Source organism: Rhodobacteraceae bacterium IMCC1335 (assembly GCA_039640495.1).
Taxonomy (GTDB): Bacteria; Pseudomonadota; Alphaproteobacteria; order Rhodobacterales; family Rhodobacteraceae; genus Thalassovivens.
In genome coordinates this window covers 1,340,187-1,359,823 of record CP046864.1, presented here as the reverse complement: position 1 = coordinate 1,359,823, position 19,637 = coordinate 1,340,187, and the positions used below count along the sequence as shown (strand labels likewise).

Here is a 19,637-nt window from a genome sequence, read left to right as displayed (position 1 = left end):
TCTAGCTGAACAACAAAAGGTCTTTTCATGTATTTTCCCATTATTGCCCCACGCGATGCAAACACATCTCATGGAGATAAAAACCTTGGCGATCTGCCTGAATGGGATTTAAGTGACCTTTACGCGGCGGAAGACGCACCGCAATTGAACAGCGACTTGCAATGGCTCGAAGGAGAATGTGCAAAATTCGCACAGGATTATCAAAATAATCTGGCCACATTAAACGCCGATCAACTGCTCAACTGTATCCACCGAAACGAGAAAATCAGCGCCATCGCGGGGCGCATCATGTCCTTCGCGGGGCTGCGCTATTATCAAATGACCACCGATAGCAACCGCGCCAAATTTATGTCGGATGCGCAGGAAAAAATCACCAATTTCACCACGCCTTTGGTGTTTTTCACCCTCGAGATCAATCGGCTTGAAGAGGGCCATTTAGACACGCTGTTTGCGCAGAACAAGGAATTAGCCCGATATAAGCCGGTGTTTGACAAAATCCGAGCGATGAAGCCCTACCAGCTGTCTGATGAGTTGGAGAATTTTCTGCATGATCTTGGTGTCGTTGGAGATGCGTGGGAAAAACTATTTGATGAAACAATCGCAGGATTGTCTTTCGACGTGGCAGGCGAAACGCATAATATCGAGAGCACTTTAAATTTCTTAACCGATCAAAACCGAGATAACCGCCAAGCCGCAGCATATGCTTTGGCCGATGTGTTTCAAGACAACATCAAAACCTTCGCGCGCGTGCACAACACGCAAGCCAAAGAAAAAGAGATCTTAGACCGCTGGCGGGGCATGCCCAGCCCACAAACCGGTCGGCATTTATCCAACCATGTCGAACCGGAAGTGGTTGAAGCGTTGCGAAACGCTGTGGTAAGCGCCTACCCGCAACTCAGCCATCGTTATTATGAGCTCAAGCGCAAATGGCTGGGGCTGGATAAAATGCAAGTGTGGGATCGAAACGCACCTCTTCCGCTGGAAACCGATCGTTTGGTAGATTGGCCGGAGGCCCGCGAGACGGTGATGAGCGCCTATGCAAGCTTTGATCCGCGTTTGGCGGATTTGGCTGAACCGTTTTTCACCAAAGGGTGGATAGATGCACCGGTTAAACCCGGTAAAGCCCCCGGTGCTTTCGCGCATCCCACCGTGACCGATGTGCATCCCTATGTGATGCTGAATTACTTGGGAAAACCGCGCGATGTGATGACTTTGGCGCATGAATTGGGGCATGGCGTTCATCAAGTTCTGGCTGCAAAGCAAGGCGAAATGCTTTCCTCTACACCTTTAACCCTTGCAGAAACGGCATCCGTATTTGGCGAAATGCTCACCTTCAAAAAAATGTTGGAAAACGCCAAAGATCAAAATGAGCGCAAAGTATTATTAGCCGGAAAAGTGGAAGATATGATCAACACGGTCATCCGGCAAATCGCCTTTTACGATTTTGAGTGCAAATTGCATGAGGCACGAAAAGCCGGCGAACTCACGCCCGATGATATCAACGCGCTTTGGATGAGCGTTCAGGGCGAAAGCCTTGGGCCAGCCTTCGAGTTTATGGATGGCTATGAAACCTTTTGGGCCTATATCCCGCATTTCGTGCATTCGCCATTTTACGTTTACGCCTATGCATTCGGCGATGGTTTGGTCAACGCGCTATACGCCGTTTATGAAGCGGCTCCTGATGGCTTTCAGGAAAAATACTTCGATATGTTAAAGGCCGGCGGCTCCCAACATCACAAAGATCTGTTGGCCCCATTTGGTTTAGACGCTAGTGATCCAACATTTTGGCAGCAAGGATTATCGATGATCTCATCGATGATCGATGAGCTTGAAGCGATGGAAACTCCCTAACAAGGATATCCGATTGCGATCTAAAGCCGTTGGTCAGGCCAGCCCAAGCCTGCAGCAACAGCAACCTGCGTCAAGTCTGCTCTTGTTTTTTCAACAACCGATCTACCTTTGCACAAACGAGTTGAATGACTGATCGAAAGAGCTCACATGCGCCTATGGATTTTATTTGCAATGATGATCACCGCCAGCACTGCCACCGCCCTTGACTTTACCTTTGAAAATATTGACGGGGGCGAGCTATCCTTATCGGATTACAAAGGGCGTCCAATTTTAGTTGTAAATACGGCCAGCAGATGTGGTTTCACTGGTCAGTTGAGCGGGCTGCAAAAGCTTCACGAAACCTATAAAGACCAAGGTCTGGTGGTTCTGGCTGTGCCCTCGAATGATTTCAACCAAGAATTGGGTAGCAACGCGGATGTTAAAGAGTTTTGCGAGCTTGGTTATAGCACCACGATGCCGATGACCGGTATCACTAAGGTAAAAGGGCCAAATGCGCATCCGTTTTTCAAATGGGCGAAACGCTCTGCTGGCTTCACGCCGTCTTGGAATTTCAATAAATTGTTGATCGATCAAAATGGCCAAATCGTTAAGAGTTTTGGCTCAGTTGCGCGTCCCAGTGGGCGAAAGATTACGTCTGAAATCGAAATACTGCTTCAGTGAAAGCCACGCTTTTTTCTGTTAAGCAGACGCCACCAATTTACTTTTCTAAGAGACGAAATTGGGTAACCGTTCCCGTTTTAAACGCGTTGGGCCCAATTGATGATGATATCGGCAACGGGCTTGGTTTGGCTAGGCGACAAGACATGCCCGGCAAGCACGTGGAAGCTCTCATCATCCTGTTGCCCCAAGTGAATTTCCTGCCCTGTGCTCTGGCCGCCCCAAGCATGCATTACCTGTAAAATTTTATCAGCCTGTACCACCTGATCTTTTAAAGAATATAAAAATAAGCTGGGAATTTTTGCGCCTGCAAAATCCAATTGCATGACCTGTTTGACCAAGGCACCGACGGGCAGAACCGCCACGGATGGATAAACAAGGCTGCACGTCGCGGCATGCGCCGCGCTGCGGGCGTCAAACCGGCGCGTTTTGCCCGCAAAAACCGGCAACCAATAGCGCGCCAACGGCCATGTTAAGAACCGCGCGCGAAAATCTAAGATACCAAAATTTGGCGATACAAACACCGAGCCTGCAAGCTTGTGGGACAGCTTCGAATTTAGAGCCGCCGCCGCCGCCAAAGTGCCCCCTGTCGAGGTCGAGATAAGTAAAACCCGCTCGCCCAAGCGCTCACCAATTAAAATCGCCTCTTGTAAATCCGCCATCCAACCCGCAACCGTCCCCTCTGCCAGGGCTTTATCTTCGCGCCCATGCCCTTGCAGGCGGGTAAAAAACAAATTGCTGCCCAAAGCGTTTGAGACCAAATCGGGTACGGGCCTAATTTCTTCAGATGCTGCCGAAAACCCGTGCAAATACACCACAGATAGCGGCGTTTTTTCTTTGCCGTCATTTGCCCAAATGATGCGTTTTTCTAGGGAGGGTTTAATATCGGAATACGCGCGCTCTGCATCTTGCAAATAATGATCGAGATCATCGCCAATCGGTTTCGGCGTCGGCAAACTTAAATCTGCGGGTTCACGGGGGCCCCAATAGACCAAACCCACCGCCAAGACGCCCAGAGCACTTGTTATCAAAATGAAAAAAAGTGTCATTTATGGCTGCCCCATACGTTTGGTTAATTTTTCAAATAAGACGGTCAAATTCTGATCAATTACAGCCAAGCATTCGGCAGTTGAAAAGGAATGATCTTGCCCCGCCAAAAAAGTTAATGACGCATCCGGGCTTTCAATATGATCCAGCAAATTGAGGGCGGTTTGGCGGGTTACGCTACGATCTTGTGTACCTTGCAAGCAAATCACCGGAAACGGCAGGGACAGACTTGCCCGCATCACCAGATGGTCGCGGGCCTCTTCGATCAAATGTCGGGTGATTGGATAAGCCTCGCCATAATCAGATGGCAATAAGGTAAGACCTTTTTCCAAAACTTCGGCTTTTTGTTCAGCCGAAAAACTCGGCCACATGCTGTCTTCGGTAAAATCAGGCGCAGCTGCGATTGTCATCAAACCCGCAACACGACCTGCCAACCGCTGCGCCAAAAGCAGCGCAATCCATCCCCCCATCGAGGAGCCGACTAGCACGATAGGACCCTGCGTTTTTTCGTTAATGATAGACTCTGCATCCTGCGCCCAACTCCCAATAGATCCATCGGTAAACACGCCTGAGGACTCGCCATGACCAGAATAATCAAAACGCAGATAAGCAAAGCCGCGCTGCTGCGCCCAACTTTCTAGGAAAAGCGCTTTTGAACCCTGCATATCGGATTTAAATCCCCCCAAAAACACCAAATTGGGCGAGGCGCCTGCGGTTTTGTGATAGGCAAGCCGGCGCGCCTGCGAGGTGGTGTAAAAAGCGGGCATCATAAATCCTTATCGTTTAAGGTTGGCTATTGTTGTGACAGGGCATCCCCTGTTTGGTCAAGCCAGAGCTTTTAAAATTAGCAAAAGCTTGCTTGACGATGAACGCAAGACGCGCCACAACGGCTCATACCCGCAACCGGGCGCATGGTCGGCGCCAAAATGACGAGGAGGCATCTGATGTCCCAAATTACGCTCACCCTTCCAGATAACAGCAAGCGCAACTATGCGGCCGGGATAACCGCAGCCGAAGTGGCCAATGATATTGCGACATCGCTGGGCAAAAAAGCTATTAGCGCAACGCTAGACGAAGCGCATTGGGATCTGCAATGGCCCATCGAAAACGACGCCGCAATCGCTATCAACACGATGAAAGACGTGGCACCTGCGCTGGAGCTGGTGCGCCATGATCTGGCGCATATCATGGCCCGCGCCGTTCAAGAGATTTGGCCAGACGTAAAGGTGACAATCGGCCCAGTGATTGAAAACGGTTGGTATTACGATTTTGATCGCACCGAGCCATTTACCCCAGAAGATCTTGGTTTGATTGAAAAAACTATGAAAGCCATCATCAATAAACGCGAGGCAGTTCGCACAGAAATCTGGTCGCGCGACAAAGCCGTGCAGCATTATACCGATTCGGATGAACCCTATAAAGTTGAACTGATCGAGGCGATACCGGGTACAGAGCCTCTGCGCATGTATTGGCATGGCGATTGGCAGGATCTGTGCCGTGGGCCACATTTACAACATACAGGACAAGTGCCGGCCGACGCGTTTAAGCTGATGTCGGTGGCCGGTGCTTATTGGCGCGGCGATAGCAATCGCGCCATGTTGCAGCGTATTTACGGCGTGGCGTTTTTGAATAAAGAGCAGCTAAAAGCCCACCTGCATATGCTGGAAGAAGCCGCAAAGCGCGACCATCGAAAATTAGGGCGCGAAATGGCTCTGTTTCACATGCAAGAAGAAGCCCCCGGACAAATTTTTTGGCATCCAAATGGCTGGAAAATATATACCACGATCCAAGATTATATGCGCCGCCAACAAACACGGGACGGCTATGTCGAAGTCAATACTCCCCAAGTGGTGGATCGCAAATTATGGGAAGCCTCTGGTCATTGGGAAAAATACCAAGAACATATGTTTATTGTTGAGGTCGACGAAGATCATGCGCGCGAAAAAGCCGTCAATGCGTTGAAACCGATGAACTGCCCCTGCCACGTACAAGTATATAATCAGGGCTTAAAGTCTTACCGCGATTTGCCATTGCGGATGGCTGAATTTGGCAGCTGCAACCGCTATGAGCCGTCTGGCGCGTTGCATGGCATCATGCGCGTGCGCGGCTTTACCCAAGATGATGCCCATATTTTCTGCCGCGAAGATCAGATCGAATATGAAACGAAGAAATTCATCAATTTTCTTTCAAATGTATATGAAGATTTGGGTTTTGAGAAATTCGCCATTAAATTCTCGGATCGGCCCGAACAACGATCGGGCAGTGATGCGGTATGGGATCGCGCCGAGGCCGCTTTAAAATCGGCCACGGAAGCGGCCGGTTGTGAGTTTGAACTTAACCCGGGCGAAGGCGCATTTTACGGCCCAAAATTAGAATTCGTGCTGACCGATGCCATCGGGCGTGATTGGCAATGCGGGACTTTGCAGGTGGATTTCGTTTTACCCGAACGGCTTGATGCAAATTATATTGGCGAAGATGGGGATAAACATCGCCCCGTGATGCTGCACCGCGCTTGCTTGGGCTCTTTTGAACGCTTCATCGGTATTTTGATCGAAAACTTTGCTGGAAAGCTGCCGTTTTGGTTGGCCCCGCGGCAAGTTGTGGTGGCGGCAATCGTTTCGGATGCGGATGAATATTGCCGCGAAGTGGTTGCTTTGCTTACTCGCTTGGGAATTCGGGCCGAGCTCGACCTGCGCAATGAAAAAATCAATTATAAAGTGCGCGAACATTCAGTGGCAAAAGTACCTGTTATTTTGGTCTGCGGAAAAAGAGAAGTTGAAAACCAAACCGTCTCAATTCGCCGTCTTGGCGAAACGCAAACAAGCGTCGCCCCGTTAGATGAGATTGCACAATCGCTGAAAACAGAGTCTGTAGCGCCTGATTTAAGATAACGCTTTTCCTTCGCAACGCTTAAAAACCACACAGAAATTGGTTGAAAATCGTTTCAGCCAAGCCGGTCTCTTTGCGAAGACGAGGCCCGGTCTCAACACAATGATGTGATGAGACGTGATGTGCTTTTTTATTTGAACGCTGCCAATATTGGGATTGTTAACATGTATCAGGAGTTACATTATGTCAGAACATCTAAAAACAAAAATCTTGGTCGGGGCCGTAGCCGTTGCCTTGAGCTCACCTATGGTTGCTACCGCTTCATCCCACTCTGGTGCGAAAGAAAAATGCTATGGCGTATCCCTAGCCGGCCAAAATGATTGCGCTGCAGGCGCAGGCACTACCTGCGCAGGCACTTCAACTATGGATTACCAAGGCAATTCCTTTTCGTTGGTGGATGCAGGCAGCTGTCTGGAAATCGAGCTGCCAAATGACGCAGGCGATCAAGCCCGTATGGGATCCCTTACAGCCTTAGAGCGCGATCTGCCCTCTTAACGGGCTCGATCATCTTTCGAGGAATATCCAAAGATGAACCAAGGAACTCCGATGCCAGATCTTATCGCAAATTCACTTCCCGCCAGCATTGGCGTCGGGTTTAAATCTCAACATTTCAACGATATTTTATCTAGCCCGCATCCCGTTGGATGGCTAGAAATTCACGCTGAAAATTATTTGGGCGAAGGCGGGCGCCCAATCTCTCAATTGCAATATTTACGGGCTGAGCTGCCAATCTCGGTGCATGCAATTGGTTTATCAATAGGGGGTGAGGCGCCGCTGGATAAGGAACATTTGGCGCGCATCAAGCATTTATGCGACTGGTTGGAACCAGCAAGTTTTTCCGAACATTTGGCATGGTCAACGCATGCAGGAAATTTTCTAAACGACCTTTTGCCGCTGCCTTATACCGAGAAAACCTTAAAACACGTCATCGGACATATTGATCATGTTCAAGCCACATTGGGGCGGCAGATGCTGCTTGAAAATCCATCAAGCTATTTGCTGTTTTCAGAAAGTACTTATTCAGAACCTGCCTTTTTAAATGCTGTAGTCGCGCAGACCGGATGCGGGCTTTTGTTAGACGTCAATAATATATTCATCTCATGCCACAATCTAAACATGTCAGCTGAGGCCTATCTCAATGAGCTAAATTGCGCCGCCGTTGGTGAAATTCATTTGGCGGGGCATTCGACAGATCTTTTGGAACAGGGTGGAGATTTGTTGATCGATTCTCATGCTGCGCCAGTAGCAGATCCAGTTTGGAGACTTTATGAAAATATTTTAAGACGCACAGGGCCAAAAGCAAGCTTGATCGAATGGGATACAAATGTGCCTGAATGGTCCGTTCTAAACGGTGAGGTGATGCAAGCTGCCTGTCTTTTGGAACAGCAAATATGCAAGTATCAATGACACAAAAAGAGCTTTTTACAGCTTGTTTAAACCCCGATCAGCCTTGCCCCGCGCATTTAAAATCCGGCAAACACATCCCTGCTACCAACGGGTTGAACATCTACCGAAATAACATAGCCCATGGCTTAATCACTACTTTGGAAAGCAACTTCCCAAAAACAAGAACCATTCTTGGCCCAAAGAATTTTTATTCATTGGCGCGCTTATACGCCAGTAAAGAAAAACCAAGCTCCTCCCTTTTGTATAAATATGGCGCGGGGTTTTCGAAATTTTTACAAAAGATACCTGCCCTTTCTAAATTGGGATACCTACCTGATTTGGCCCGGCTCGAACAGCAGATCAGATTGTCTTATCATGCGCGCGACTGCGCCCCATATAATTGGAAAAACCTTCTTAAGCGCCACGATGCAGATATTTTAACTGCATGCTTTCAGTTTGACGCAGCCTGTTTCATCATCCCAACATATTGGCCGCTGGGCATGATTTATCACAAAGCCCAGTCAGGCACATCAACGCAGCACCCAAAACGACTTAGTAGCGCAAGCGCGATCCTGATTACACGACCTGAGTTTGACCCCCAGATCACGACGATTCCAGAAGAACTCATAAACTTTCTGAGCGCATTGGCGGCAGGTCATACATTTCAAACCGCATGCAATATCGGAAAAGCCAGCAGCCCAGCGTTTACGTCCAAAGCCGGTCTGCAGTTTCTTGTAAATGCAAACTCTATCCACGACATCATATTTAAGGCAGCATTATGATCCAACTTGTTCAAAATATGAATTCTTTTGCCGATAGGCTGGCAGCCAAAATACCCAATCTGTGCTTATTGGCCAGATTTACGTTTGCGGCGGTGCTGTTGGTTTATTTTTGGGCATCAGGCCTCAGCAAACTCGGCGAAGGGCTGCTGGGGGTGTTCCACCCATCAGCTGGCGCATATGTTCAAATCTTTCCAAAACAAATGGAAGCCTTTGGCTATGATCCTGGCCAGTTTGGCCTGTTTCATTACCTCGTCGTTTTGATGGGTGTTCTGGCAGAATTCCTCATTCCATTGATGATTGTAATCGGCCTTCTCACCCGCTATGCGGCGCTAGGCATGATTTTCTTTATAGCCGTACAAACCGCAACCGATCTATTTGGTCACGGGGTGCTTGAGGATCCAACCACTTTAGGCAAATGGTTTGATCGCAGCTCGTCTTCTGTGATTATGGATCAAAGGCTGCTTTGGCTGTTTGTGTTAGTCTATCTCGTCAAACACGGAGGCGGAGTACTTTCAATTGACCAATGGCTTACCTCGCGCAGGGTTTAAAGCAGCGCAGCTTGCGTCTTCGCGCTCCAACTGAGGTAAAGCTTCTGCTCTTGTGTCTCAATAAGGGGGCGCTTCATCACTGCGGGATGAAGGCGCAATAAGTCGCGCGGTGGCATCGCCCGCTCATCCGACGATAAATTGCGCCATGTTGTAGATTTTTTATTGACCAAATCATCGCCAAATTCTTGCAAAGCAGCGTCTAGAATTTGGTCAGGAATCAAATCAATACGCACATCAAAAAATCTATAGCCATCCAATAACTTAACGGCTTTTCGGCAGGTATCGCAGTTTTTTAAACCGAATATTCTCATTTCAACGCCTTTTTTAATGAAATTTTGCAGAAGTTTTCATAAATGAACAGGTTTTTCTTGATTTTTAAAGCCGCTCGGTTCCAATTTATTATGTCTTGAAGCGACACAGAAACCGTTGCCGCTTAGGAAGCCGCCAAAACGGCGGAACGAACACCCCTGCAGAGGGGCAAACTTTAGAAGGAGACACGGGGCATGCCGAATGGTACCGTGAAATGGTTTAATACAACAAAAGGCTACGGCTTTATTGCACCTGACGATGGCGGAAAAGACGTTTTCGTTCATATTTCTGCTTTGGAGCAATCGGGCTTAACCGGATTGGCTGATAATCAAAAGATCAGCTTTGAACTGCAAGAAGGACGTGACGGACGCCAAATGGCGTCAGAGTTGAAGCCTTTATAAACGAAACGCCAAGCCCCGTCCTTATGCGGGATTAGGTGCTTTGAAGCCGCCGCGCTTCTTTTCCGGCCAACTCAATAAGGTCGGCGAAGAAAGGCTTTTGCAAATCGGGCGTGCGCACGGCTGCGTAAAGGCGACGGGTTAAGCCGCTTTCGGTGAGCGGCCGCGTGACATAATCCGAATTATATTGGACCTCGCGCACCACCCAATCTGGCAAAACCGCAACCCCACGATTTGACGCGACCAACAAAAGAATAACCGCTGTCAACTCTGCCTGTCGAATGGCTTTAGGTTCGACTTTGGCAGGGATTAATAATTGGCTGAACAGATCCAGGCGGCTGCGTTCAACAGGATAGGTGATCAAAGTTTGCTCGGCAAAATCCTTCGCCTCAATAAAAGGTTTTTTTGCCAAAGGATGCGATTGTGCCGCCACAAAGACCGGCGCGTAATCAAATAAGGGAACAAATTCTATTCCCGGAAGGTCATCGGGATCGGACGACACAACAAGATCAACGTCTTCTTTTTGCAGCGCAGGCAAGGCATCAAATGCCAAGCCGGGCCGAATATCAACATCGACATCGCCCCAATTTTTCCGAAAAGACTCTAAGACCGGAAACAGCCATTCAAAACAGGCATGGCATTCAATCGCAATATGCAAACGCCCCGCGCGCCCGCTCCGCAAGCTGGCAAATTCTGCCTGCAAGGCGTCGATCTCGGGCAAAATCTTGTTGGCCGCACGCAACAAGCGTTGCCCCGCTGCGGATAGACGCATCGGTTTTGAGCGCCGCACGAATAATTCGACCCCGGCCTGATCTTCCAAACCTTTGATCTGATGGCTTAGAGCAGATTGGGTTATATGCAACATATCCGCTGCTTTGGCCAAACCACCAGCCTCTTCAATTGCCTTTATCGTTCTTAAATGGCGGAATTCAATGTGCATTTTCATATAGAACTCATAATATTATTGAATTTTATGAACTTGATTCAAGTTTAAAGATCGTTGATGAAACTTGCAAGCAAGAAGGAACCCGCATGAGCACGCCTGAAATATCATTTGAATTTTTTCCTCCAGCCTCTTTGAATGACTCGTTTCGCCTTTGGAACACGATCAGCGCGCTGGAAGGGTTTCAACCAAAATTTATCTCAATCACCTATGGAACCGGGAATAAACCGCGCGCCCTGACGCAGGATCTGGTGGAAACGCTTTTAGAACATAAAGATCTGGCAGTGGCCGCGCATTTAACCTGCGTGGATATGAGCGCTGAAAGCACATTGGATTTGGTAAAGAATCTTGCGGCAAAGGGGCTGAAAGATATCGTTGTTCTGCGAGGTGATCCGGCGCCTGATCATGGCGGCGCGTTTCGCCCCCACCCGTTCGGCTTTCAAACAAGTTGCGAGATGATCGCGGCTTTAAAAAATCTGGGCGGTTTTAAAATAAGAGTTGCGGCCTATCCTCAAGGGCACCCCGAAAGCAGGAGCCAAGCCGCCGATCTTGATTGGTTGAAGCGCAAATTTGAAGCAGGCGCTGATGAGGCGATCACGCAATTCTTCTTTGAAGCCGATGACTTTCTGCGCTTTCGCGATGCCTGCGTGAAATCTGGGATCGACGCCCCTATAATTCCGGGCATTTTACCCATCAAAAACTGGGCAAAAACCTGCAACTTCGCAAAGAAATGCGGCGTCAGCGTGCCATTATGGTTAAAAGAGGCCTTTGAACGCGCCACACGCGATGACCGGCATGATTTATTATCCACCGCGATCGGTACCGAGCTCTGCGATACTTTACGCTCGGAAGGCGTTGACACGCTGCATTTTTACACGCTCAACCGCCCTAAACTCACGCGCGATATTTGCCTTGCCCTAGGCCTGACTGCAAAACCCTCTCTTAAAGCGGTTGCCTAAAGGGTAAGCTAGGCGTGATCACGCCTGTATCCTAGGTTAGCCTTCAAAAAAGCTTTGCTATGTGATGATGCGCTGATGGTGCCTCTTCATTTCCAACGCCCGCAGCCTGCAAAAGCAGGCTTTCGCTTTGGCAGGCTCCATCTGTGCCCGCTGGCCCCCTTGTTGAATGTAATAAGGGTGCATGGTCATAAATTTGAGCCTCAAGCGCGCGCAAAGCTTACGGCAGCCTGCACAAACCAGTCTTTCTTATATCTCTGAGCGGGGCCAGAGGCTTTCGCCGCAAGCGATTTAAATTTGTTTTCAAAACGATTGAAGAGGTAAAAAGCAATTTGCCAATTTACAACCTTGGGCCCTGCTGAAATGGTGAGGGCACGCAATGAAAAGGAAATTTGGTCAATTCATGAACTGGCTGGACGTTGTAATTTATAATTACCCTCTTATCATCAGCTTGGCTCTGATCGGTTTCGGGTTCTACTTTGGTGAAAATGCGCTTTGGGGCACTGTAACCATTTCTTTATGCCTGCTTTTATATACCGATCCAGATAAAATTGTGGTCTTAGTGGTCTATGCATTTTCCTTTTTTCTCATGCATCGGGGTTATCGAAAAATCCGTCAAGGTTTAGAAGTTGAGCCGCCATCCGCCCCGAGAGCTTCTTCCACTCCTGTCACCAATCTTGCGATAGATGGGAATAACCTTTTGGGCCTTGCTCAATGGGATTTGATCACGTTGAAGCGCTTTACCGATGAATTGCGTCAAGACGGGTTCACCCTGCATCTTTTCTTTGACCATAGCGTTTACCGCACTTTGAAAGAAAACGACTTACTACAACCTAATGAAACTGTTCCAATGGCCGTAAGCCGCTTACTGGATGTGGACCGCCATATGCTCACCGTTTCGAAAAAAGGCCATAAGGCAGATGCGTTGCTGATCCGATTTGCCGATCGCAATGACTATATGGTGTTAAGTAATGATCGCTTTAACAAAACAAGCGAAGATTTTTTATATCAAAAAGCAGTCTCTCGTCTTGGCAGCAAAGGCTTTTTAAAACGGGTTGGTTTGCTACAGGGTGAGCTGACAATTCTTTAAACCTAGCTTACATGATCCGCGCGGGTTGGTTGCATTTGCTTGCGGATTTGCACAGCCTCGAGGCGGGCGTCAATATCGATATCGTCCCAACGAAGGCACGCGCCGGCGGCAATATTGGTTTTGAGATTTACATTATGCGCCAAGCCAATTGGAAGCGCACCCATCTCCAGCGATGTGCGCGCGGGCAATAATTTACCCCAAACGGTATAACCGCCCTCGCCATCCAGCCTCTCACCGGCGCTGAGGTCACGCTTGGCCACCGCCACCACATCGGCATGAAACCCCTTGGTTCTGCCCGTTGGGCTATTGAGCAGAGCCGCGGACAGGATCGAAATATTTAACTCTAAACCAATTAAATGAAAGGGCTTATACATCGCTGAATAGCGGCCCGACTCGTCTGTATTCATGCCATATTGGCGAAAACATGCGGCGGCATATTCGGTCGGGGCTTCTAGCACAACGTAGACACCCCAGCGCAAATCTCGAAACACGGGCCTGCCATCCCGTTCAACAGAGGACACCACTTCAACCTGCCCGCTTGCCTCCAATTGCCCGCCTTCAGCCCGCGGTCGAAGCACATGCGCCAAATCATCCATACCCGCAGGTGGGAAGGCCAAGCCCTGACTGGGTGCCATCAATCCAGTGGCATTTGAAATCGCCGCCATTTCCAATGCGGATTTGGTTCCATCTAAAAAGGAATTGAACATCTTGCTGTTCATACCAGCCGCTTCTGCCTGGCTGGGCGTTAACCCATAATGCTCCCACACGGTATCTGGTGTCGACATATGATAAGAGGGCAAATATTTGGTGCCCTTGCCCGCCGCAATCACACGAAACCCGCTAGATCTGGCCCAATCCACCAATTCGCAAGTCAGCGCAGGCTGATCGCCATACGCCATCGAATAAACAACCCCCGCCTCTTCGGCTTCTTGCGCTAAAAAACTTCCCGCAAGCACATCGGCTTCCACATTTACCATAACAATATGAAGACGGTTTGCAATCGCATGGCGCGCATGCGTGATCCCCGCAATCGGATCTCCAGTGGCTTCAACGATCACATCCAGCTCGACGCTTTGCATGATTTCAACCGCGTCCTGTGAGAAAATTGTTTGGGCGATTAACTCCTTTGACCAACCGATTGAAGCGCAAGTTGCCTTTGCTTGATCCGGGAATAGATCCGCAATTGCCACCACCTCAAGGCCCGGTGTACTGGGCACTTGCCCCAAAAACATAGAGCCAAACTTTCCCGCGCCAATAAGACCAACGCGAATAGGAGATTGGTTTTTCGCGCGGCTCAGCAAGGCCTCGTACATAAACATATGTCGTTCCTTTTTTTGACCTAGTTGCACAAACTATCGCGTCCAAGTTCCAATTTTGTCTAGCAAAAACGATGCCCCTGCGTTTTTTGAGGATGGCAGCCGCGCTGGAGGCCAAATTTACCGAAGCAGCAGAGCTTCATTATTGGCAGGCCGAAAAATCTCTCTATGCGCTTAAGCGATCAAAACGGCCAAAGTGATCGGGATCAGAGCTACCGAAAATAAGGTTGAGATAACCACCAATCCAGCAACCGCTTGCGCATCAGCACCGTATTTCTCTGCCAGCATATAAGATGTTACAGCGACTGGCGTTGTGACTTGCAGCACCAAAACGGCAAAGGCAATATCAGGTAGATTAAACCACCATCCAGCCGCACAAGCACAGATCAAACATCCGGCATATTTGATAAGCGCCAACCACGCCACTTTTGAAACCCGCCCCGGCGTTAGGCGAGCCACCGCCACCCCAAGCGTAATCAGCATTAATGGAATCGCCATTTGCCCGATCAATTCAAGAGTGTTGGTCAAAAACGGCGGCGTTTCCCAACCCTGCCATAAAAACAGCGCACCTAAAAACGTGGCCGAGACCAGGGGCTCTTTTACGATTTTAAAGAATGAGCCGCCCCGGACACGATCCAAATTCCTGCCGTGAAAGAATACATGCCCATAATTGCAAAGATCACAACAGCATAGCCAAACCCTTCATCGCCAAAAGCGAAAAATGCCAACGGAAGGCCTACATTCCCAGTATTTCCAAAAATTAATGGCCCCAAATAGGTGCGCAGATCCAAGCCCGCCAACTTGACCAAAGCAAAACCCACCAATGTTACCAATGCGTAGGCCAGAATGCTTGCAAACACGGTGATTTGCAAAAAACCAGCGTCAATTTTCGTTTGCATCAGCGCAGTAAAAATTAAACAAGGCACACCCAAACTCATAGACAGACGGGTAACAAACTGCACCCGATACTCAAACCCCAGCTTCACCCATAAAAACCCTATAGCCGCCAGAATGAAAACCGGCGCCACAACTTCTAAAACAGAGAAAAGAAGAGACATCTCTATAAGCCTATTTTGTGAACAAAATCCGGAAACATGCCAAATATCCCGTTTCTTGGCTTACGCAGAATATCCAAAAGTTTCAATGACCTTGCGATTTGAAAAGGTTGCGCTTGTTGAGGTTGCATAGCCCCCTGCACACGCGTTACCCTGTTGATCGACAAAACAAGCTTTGCTCTCAGCCGCTTACCACCCAACGTGGCTGACAGTCACGGCGAAAACTGGATCTGCAAGGCCGCGCAGAAAACAAGATTGCCAAAAGCGCTTATCAAAGACATATTCGCTTGAAATCAGCCCCTGGTCTGGGGCTGAAACGCGGGTACATGATGATACCTTCCTTTAACCCCAGCGGGATCACGTTACATGCAAAACTCTGAGCACGTCTCAACAAACCCAGAAAATATGTCGAAAACAGTAGCGATTATCGGGGCGGGGCTGATTGGCTGCGGATGGGCAATTGTATTTGCCCGGGCCGGGTGGCGCGTAAGTTTATACGATCCTCACCAGCAGGCGCGTATTGCAGCGCAAGACAGCATAGCAGCGCAACTTAATTTGCTTGAAGCCCATCATCTGTGCTCAGACACGAGCGAAATTCAATCGCATATTCACTGCGTAGCCGAGCTCCAAGCGGCCGTTCAAGGCGCTGATTATATTCAGGAATGCGGACCTGAAAATTTAGATGAAAAATGCAAGATCTTTGGAGAACTGGATAAAATCGCTTCTCCAGAGGCGATATTGGCCAGCTCAAGCTCAGGCCTGATGGCCTCACAATTTACTGCAGATCTTTCCGGACGACATCGCGCTTTGGTGGCGCATCCTGTAAATCCACCCCATCTGGTTCCACTTGTCGAAATTTCTTCTGCCGAGTGGAACGATCCGAATACTATTAAAACCGTCCATCAAATTATGATATCTATCGGCCAGACTCCCATTACGTTGCATAAAGAAATACCAGGCTTTGTGCTCAACCGTCTTCAAGGCGCCTTGCTCAATGAAGCGTTGCGCCTCTCGCAGGCCGGGATCGCCTCAGCTGAGGATATCGATAAAACAATCCGCGATGGTTTGGGCATGCGCTGGTCCTTTATGGGGCCATTTGAAACCATCGATTTAAACGCACCCGGCGGGTTGGCTGATTATGCGGCCCGTTACGGCGCGATGTATCGCGCGATGGCAGAGCCGCCGCTGGCTAGCCCTGACTGGAGCAAAGCGGCTATTGATAAAATAGCGCAGGAAAGACGCGCTGCGCTGGATATAAAAGATCTGAACCAGCGCCAGTATTGGCGTGATGCGCGCTTGGCCGCGCTGGCCGCACATAAACAAAAGCAGGATCGCTAAAATGAGCAAACCCAACCGCAATGTAATTATCACCTGCGCCGTGACCGGTGCGATCCACACCCCCAGCATGTCACCTTATCTGCCGGTAACACCAGATGAAATCACGGCCGCTGCGATTGCAGCCGCCGAAGCGGGCGCTTCCATTTTACATCTGCATGCGCGCGATCCTGACACAGGGAAACCTAGCCAAGACCCCCGCGTTTTTGAACAATTTCTGCCGCGGATAAAACAAGCGACAGATGCCGTCATCAACATCACCACCGGAGGCAGTCCGCATATGAGCGTGGCAGAACGGATGCAGCCGGCCACAACCTTTCAACCAGAAGTAGCGTCCTTGAATATGGGGTCAATGAATTTTGGGCTTTATCCTATGCTGGATCGCTTTGATCACTTCACCCATACATGGGAACGCGAAAACCTAGAAAACTCTCGCGACCTTGTCTTCAAAAACACCTTCCAAGACATCGAAACAATCCTGCGCATCGGCAATGAAAATGGTACGCGCTTTGAATTTGAATGCTACGATATTTCGCATCTGTATAATGTGGCGCATTTCGTTGATCGCGGTTTGGCCAAAACGCCTTTATTTATTCAATCTGTTTTTGGTCTGCTTGGCGGTATTGGCGCGCATCCTGAAGACCTGATGCATATGAAGCGCACCGCGGATCGCTTATTTGGGTCCGAGTATCAATGGTCAATCCTCGGAGCCGGGCGCCATCAAATGCCATTGGCTGCCATGGGCGCTGCGCAAGGGGCAAATGTGCGTGTCGGATTAGAAGATTCCTTATGGATCGCGCCTAAAGAATTGGCAAAATCCAACGCAGATCAAGTTACCAAAATACGGCAAATTCTCGAAGGCCTTTCTTTGAATATCGCCACTCCTGCGCAGACCAGAGAGATGCTGGAATTAAAAGGCGCTGACCGGGTTAATTTTTGAACCGCCACTAAGGACAAGATTATGGGTTTTCAGACAAATTTATGTAAAGATTTAAAAGTCTTGGTCACGGCGGGTGGCAACGGGATTGGGCGGGTGATTGCAGAAAGTTTTGCCTCTTATGGTGCTCAAATCCATATCTGCGACGCAGATAACTCAGCCTTGAGTGACGTGAAAGCCAGCCATCCCGATTGGGGTCGCAGCCATTGCGATATCGCCCATGAAGAGCAGGTGGCGCGATTATTTAAAAAGGCGGCCACTGAAATGGGCGGCGTGGACGTTTTGGTGAACAACGCAGGCATTGCAGGCCCAACCGGCGCCATAGAAGATATTGAAAGCACCAAATGGCGCGACACCGTGGATGTAAATCTCAATGGTCAATTTTACTGCACAAAATACGCGATGCCGTTTCTGAAGCGGTCTCAGAACGCCTCAATTATCTGCATATCATCGGTTGCAGGGCGCTTGGGCTATGGCTATCGAACGCCTTATTCTGCCACCAAATGGGCCATAATTGGTTTGGTGAAAAGCTTAGCAATCGAATTGGGCCCAAGCGGAATACGCGCCAACGCGTTGTTGCCGGGCATCGTGAAGGGGCCAAGAATGCAGAAGGTGATTGCTGATCGCGCCGCCGCGCTAGAGCTTTCCTATCAAGATATGGAGCAAGACTACCTGCAGAAGATATCGCTTCGACGCATGGTCAGCGCGCAAGATGTTGCCGACCAAGCCATCTTTCTTGCCTCGCCTCTTGGCCGCAACATATCCGGACAAGCGATTAGCATCTGTGGCAATGTAGAAACATTATAATCGCCCAATCCTGTCAAGGCGCGGCGCCTTTTTTTAGCCGGCATTGCTGTGTTTTGAAGCCCCAATTTCGGTTTAAAACGGCCTATCGGCCTGGCGCCCTGCCAAGCGCAGCTTTTTAAAACGCTTATCGTTTTAATGATCTGAGCAGATAGAAACGTTTTTTTAACACAACGTCAGGGGCTGACAATGCCCGTTTCATTTTGTGGCAACCGGCGGGTTTCCCGGCACCGGCAAAGCTAGAAAGGCTTTGTTCGAGCGCCTATATTGAGGGGGATATGCAGCTTTCGCATTCAGGCTTTCTGCCGCCTGCCACGCCCAACGCGGGTTGTTTAACATCGCACGTCCAAGCGAAACCATATCAGCCTGCCCCGAACGCAGCACCGCCTCGGCCTGTTTTGGATCGGTGATTTGACCAACCGCCATTGTCGGCATACCGGTTATGCGCTTAATCTCCGCGGCAAATCCGGTTTGATAGCCTGGGCCGGCATCTATCTCTTGCTCTGGCGAATTCCCCGCGCTTGACACATCGATGAAATCGCAGCCACGGGTTTTCAACTCTTCGGCAAAGATCTGCGATTCAGCGAGTGTCCAGCTTGAGCGGGCGACCCAATCGGTGGCCGAAATCCGCACGCCCAAAGCCTTATGTTTGGGCCAGATTTCGCGCACTGCCTCGAACACAGCCAAAGGAAACCGCATGCGACCTTGCAAACTTCCTCCATACTCATCCGCGCGCAGGTTGCTTAAGGGCGAAAGAAACTGATGCAACAAATACCCATGCGCGGCATGCAGTTCCGCAACATCAAACCCGATGCGGTCGGCGCGCTCCGCGGCGCTCACAAAGGCATTCTTGATTCGCAGCAGCCCAGCCTGATCCAACGCGGCAGGCGCATCCCACCCTAGAGGCGCATACGGCAATGCTGACGGACCATCAGTTTGCCATCCGCGCGGCTCATTTGGTGAAATGGGCTTCCCACCATTCCAGGGCAGATCCGTTGATCCTTTGCGTCCAGCATGGGCAAGCTGTATTCCCAATTTGGCGTTACCAAATTTTTGACAAAAATCAACCACGCGTTTCAAGCTGCTCTCCTGCGCATCCGAGCACAAGCTTAAACATCCCGGAGTGATCCGACCCGCCATTTCCACCCCAACCGCTTCGGTAAAGATCAGCCCCACACCAGACACCGCGAACTGCCCCAAATGCATTAAATGCCAATCCGTAGCGCATCCTGCATCCGCGCTATATTGACACATTGGCGCCACAATGATGCGATTGCGCAGTTCAACATCTGCCAAAGAAATGGGCGAAAAAAGCCGGCTGCCCATTATCAACA

At 49.6% G+C, this 19,637-nt stretch carries 19 protein-coding genes and 1 pseudogene; 13 read left to right on the top strand and 7 right to left on the bottom strand.

Annotated elements, in window-relative coordinates:
* The first annotated feature begins 27 nt into the window (after positions 1 to 27).
* Both GN241_06490 and GN241_06485 read left to right on the top strand, forming a co-directional pair.
* Complete coding sequence (locus GN241_06490; protein ID XAT57043.1) at positions 28 to 1,851, top strand: M3 family oligoendopeptidase; 1,824 nt, start codon at positions 28 to 30, stop codon at positions 1,849 to 1,851.
* A gap of 147 nt (positions 1,852 to 1,998) precedes the next feature.
* The gene (locus GN241_06485) at positions 1,999 to 2,511 is read left to right on the top strand and encodes a redoxin domain-containing protein (GenBank protein ID XAT57042.1); all 513 of its coding nucleotides are present in this window, start codon (positions 1,999 to 2,001) and stop codon (positions 2,509 to 2,511) included.
* Positions 2,512 to 2,588: 77 nt separating this feature from the next.
* Here GN241_06485 and GN241_06480 read toward each other — a convergent pair whose 3' ends face one another.
* Positions 2,589 to 3,557 carry an alpha/beta fold hydrolase gene (locus tag GN241_06480; GenBank protein XAT57041.1) on the bottom strand — a complete coding sequence of 323 codons (969 nt, stop codon included), beginning with the start codon at positions 3,555 to 3,557 and terminating at the stop codon, positions 2,589 to 2,591.
* On the bottom strand, positions 3,558 to 4,322 hold the full coding sequence (locus GN241_06475) for an alpha/beta fold hydrolase (protein ID XAT57040.1): 765 nt from the start codon (positions 4,320 to 4,322) through the stop codon (positions 3,558 to 3,560). It lies immediately after the preceding gene.
* Positions 4,323 to 4,499: 177 nt separating this feature from the next.
* Here GN241_06475 and thrS point away from each other — a divergent pair, with 177 nt between their 5' ends.
* From thrS to GN241_06450, 5 genes are all read left to right on the top strand, one after another.
* Positions 4,500 to 6,446 carry a threonine--tRNA ligase gene (thrS, locus tag GN241_06470; GenBank protein ID XAT57039.1) on the top strand — a complete coding sequence of 649 codons (1,947 nt, stop codon included), beginning with the start codon at positions 4,500 to 4,502 and terminating at the stop codon, positions 6,444 to 6,446.
* A 181-nt stretch (positions 6,447 to 6,627) separates the two neighbouring features.
* A complete protein-coding gene (locus tag GN241_06465) occupies positions 6,628 to 6,939 on the top strand; it encodes a DUF2282 domain-containing protein (protein ID XAT57038.1) in 312 nt (103 codons plus the stop codon).
* Between the two features lie 51 nt (positions 6,940 to 6,990).
* Positions 6,991 to 7,851, top strand: coding sequence for a DUF692 family protein (locus GN241_06460; protein ID XAT57037.1), 861 nt, complete (start codon positions 6,991 to 6,993; stop codon positions 7,849 to 7,851).
* Positions 7,836 to 8,612, top strand: coding sequence for a hypothetical protein (locus GN241_06455; GenBank protein XAT57036.1), 777 nt, complete (start codon positions 7,836 to 7,838; stop codon positions 8,610 to 8,612). Before GN241_06460 ends, GN241_06455 begins: the two co-directional genes overlap by 16 nt.
* Positions 8,609 to 9,160 carry a DoxX family membrane protein gene (locus GN241_06450; GenBank protein ID XAT57035.1) on the top strand — a complete coding sequence of 184 codons (552 nt, stop codon included), beginning with the start codon at positions 8,609 to 8,611 and terminating at the stop codon, positions 9,158 to 9,160. The genes GN241_06455 and GN241_06450 overlap by 4 nt, the downstream gene beginning before the upstream one ends.
* On the opposite strand, the gene GN241_06445 is transcribed toward GN241_06450, so the two are convergent.
* The gene (locus GN241_06445) at positions 9,157 to 9,471 is read right to left on the bottom strand and encodes an arsenate reductase (GenBank protein XAT57034.1); all 315 of its coding nucleotides are present in this window, start codon (positions 9,469 to 9,471) and stop codon (positions 9,157 to 9,159) included. The genes GN241_06450 and GN241_06445 overlap by 4 nt on opposite strands.
* 192 nt (positions 9,472 to 9,663) lie before the next feature.
* Here GN241_06445 and GN241_06440 point away from each other — a divergent pair, with 192 nt between their 5' ends.
* Positions 9,664 to 9,870: a cold-shock protein gene (locus GN241_06440; protein XAT57033.1), complete on the top strand. Its 207-nt coding sequence runs from the start codon at positions 9,664 to 9,666 to the stop codon at positions 9,868 to 9,870.
* A gap of 31 nt (positions 9,871 to 9,901) precedes the next feature.
* Here the strand turns inward: GN241_06440 and GN241_06435 are convergent, their stop codons facing one another.
* Positions 9,902 to 10,807, bottom strand: a complete 906-nt coding sequence (locus GN241_06435) for a LysR family transcriptional regulator (protein ID XAT59201.1) — start codon at positions 10,805 to 10,807, stop codon at positions 9,902 to 9,904.
* 92 nt (positions 10,808 to 10,899) lie between these two features.
* Between GN241_06435 and metF the strand changes: the two genes are divergently transcribed.
* Both metF and GN241_06425 read left to right on the top strand, forming a co-directional pair.
* The gene (gene metF, locus GN241_06430; GenBank protein ID XAT57032.1) at positions 10,900 to 11,769 is read left to right on the top strand and encodes a 5,10-methylenetetrahydrofolate reductase; all 870 of its coding nucleotides are present in this window, start codon (positions 10,900 to 10,902) and stop codon (positions 11,767 to 11,769) included.
* A gap of 376 nt (positions 11,770 to 12,145) precedes the next feature.
* Positions 12,146 to 12,856 (top strand): hypothetical protein, encoded by a 711-nt coding sequence (locus tag GN241_06425; protein ID XAT57031.1) that lies wholly within the window; start codon positions 12,146 to 12,148, stop codon positions 12,854 to 12,856.
* Positions 12,857 to 12,858: 2 nt separating this feature from the next.
* Here the strand turns inward: GN241_06425 and GN241_06420 are convergent, their stop codons facing one another.
* Together GN241_06420 and GN241_06415 are read right to left on the bottom strand one after the other, a co-directional pair.
* Positions 12,859 to 14,175, bottom strand: coding sequence for a flagellar biosynthesis protein FlgA (locus GN241_06420; protein XAT57030.1), 1,317 nt, complete (start codon positions 14,173 to 14,175; stop codon positions 12,859 to 12,861).
* A gap of 171 nt (positions 14,176 to 14,346) precedes the next feature.
* A pseudogene (locus tag GN241_06415) lies at positions 14,347 to 15,230 on the bottom strand (AEC family transporter).
* A 402-nt stretch (positions 15,231 to 15,632) separates the two neighbouring features.
* Here GN241_06415 and GN241_06410 point away from each other — a divergent pair.
* Genes GN241_06410 through GN241_06400 form a run of 3 tightly spaced genes read left to right on the top strand, consistent with a single transcriptional unit; the run spans position 15,633 to position 18,306 of the window.
* Positions 15,633 to 16,565 carry a 3-hydroxyacyl-CoA dehydrogenase gene (locus GN241_06410; GenBank protein XAT59200.1) on the top strand — a complete coding sequence of 311 codons (933 nt, stop codon included), beginning with the start codon at positions 15,633 to 15,635 and terminating at the stop codon, positions 16,563 to 16,565.
* A gap of 1 nt (position 16,566) precedes the next feature.
* The gene (locus tag GN241_06405; protein XAT57029.1) at positions 16,567 to 17,502 is read left to right on the top strand and encodes a 3-keto-5-aminohexanoate cleavage protein; all 936 of its coding nucleotides are present in this window, start codon (positions 16,567 to 16,569) and stop codon (positions 17,500 to 17,502) included.
* Between the two features lie 21 nt (positions 17,503 to 17,523).
* Positions 17,524 to 18,306 (top strand): SDR family oxidoreductase, encoded by a 783-nt coding sequence (locus GN241_06400; protein XAT57028.1) that lies wholly within the window; start codon positions 17,524 to 17,526, stop codon positions 18,304 to 18,306.
* A 195-nt stretch (positions 18,307 to 18,501) separates the two neighbouring features.
* Here GN241_06400 and GN241_06395 read toward each other — a convergent pair whose 3' ends face one another.
* Positions 18,502 to 19,629: an oxidoreductase gene (locus tag GN241_06395; GenBank protein XAT57027.1), complete on the bottom strand. Its 1,128-nt coding sequence runs from the start codon at positions 19,627 to 19,629 to the stop codon at positions 18,502 to 18,504.
* Positions 19,630 to 19,637 lie beyond the last annotated feature (8 nt).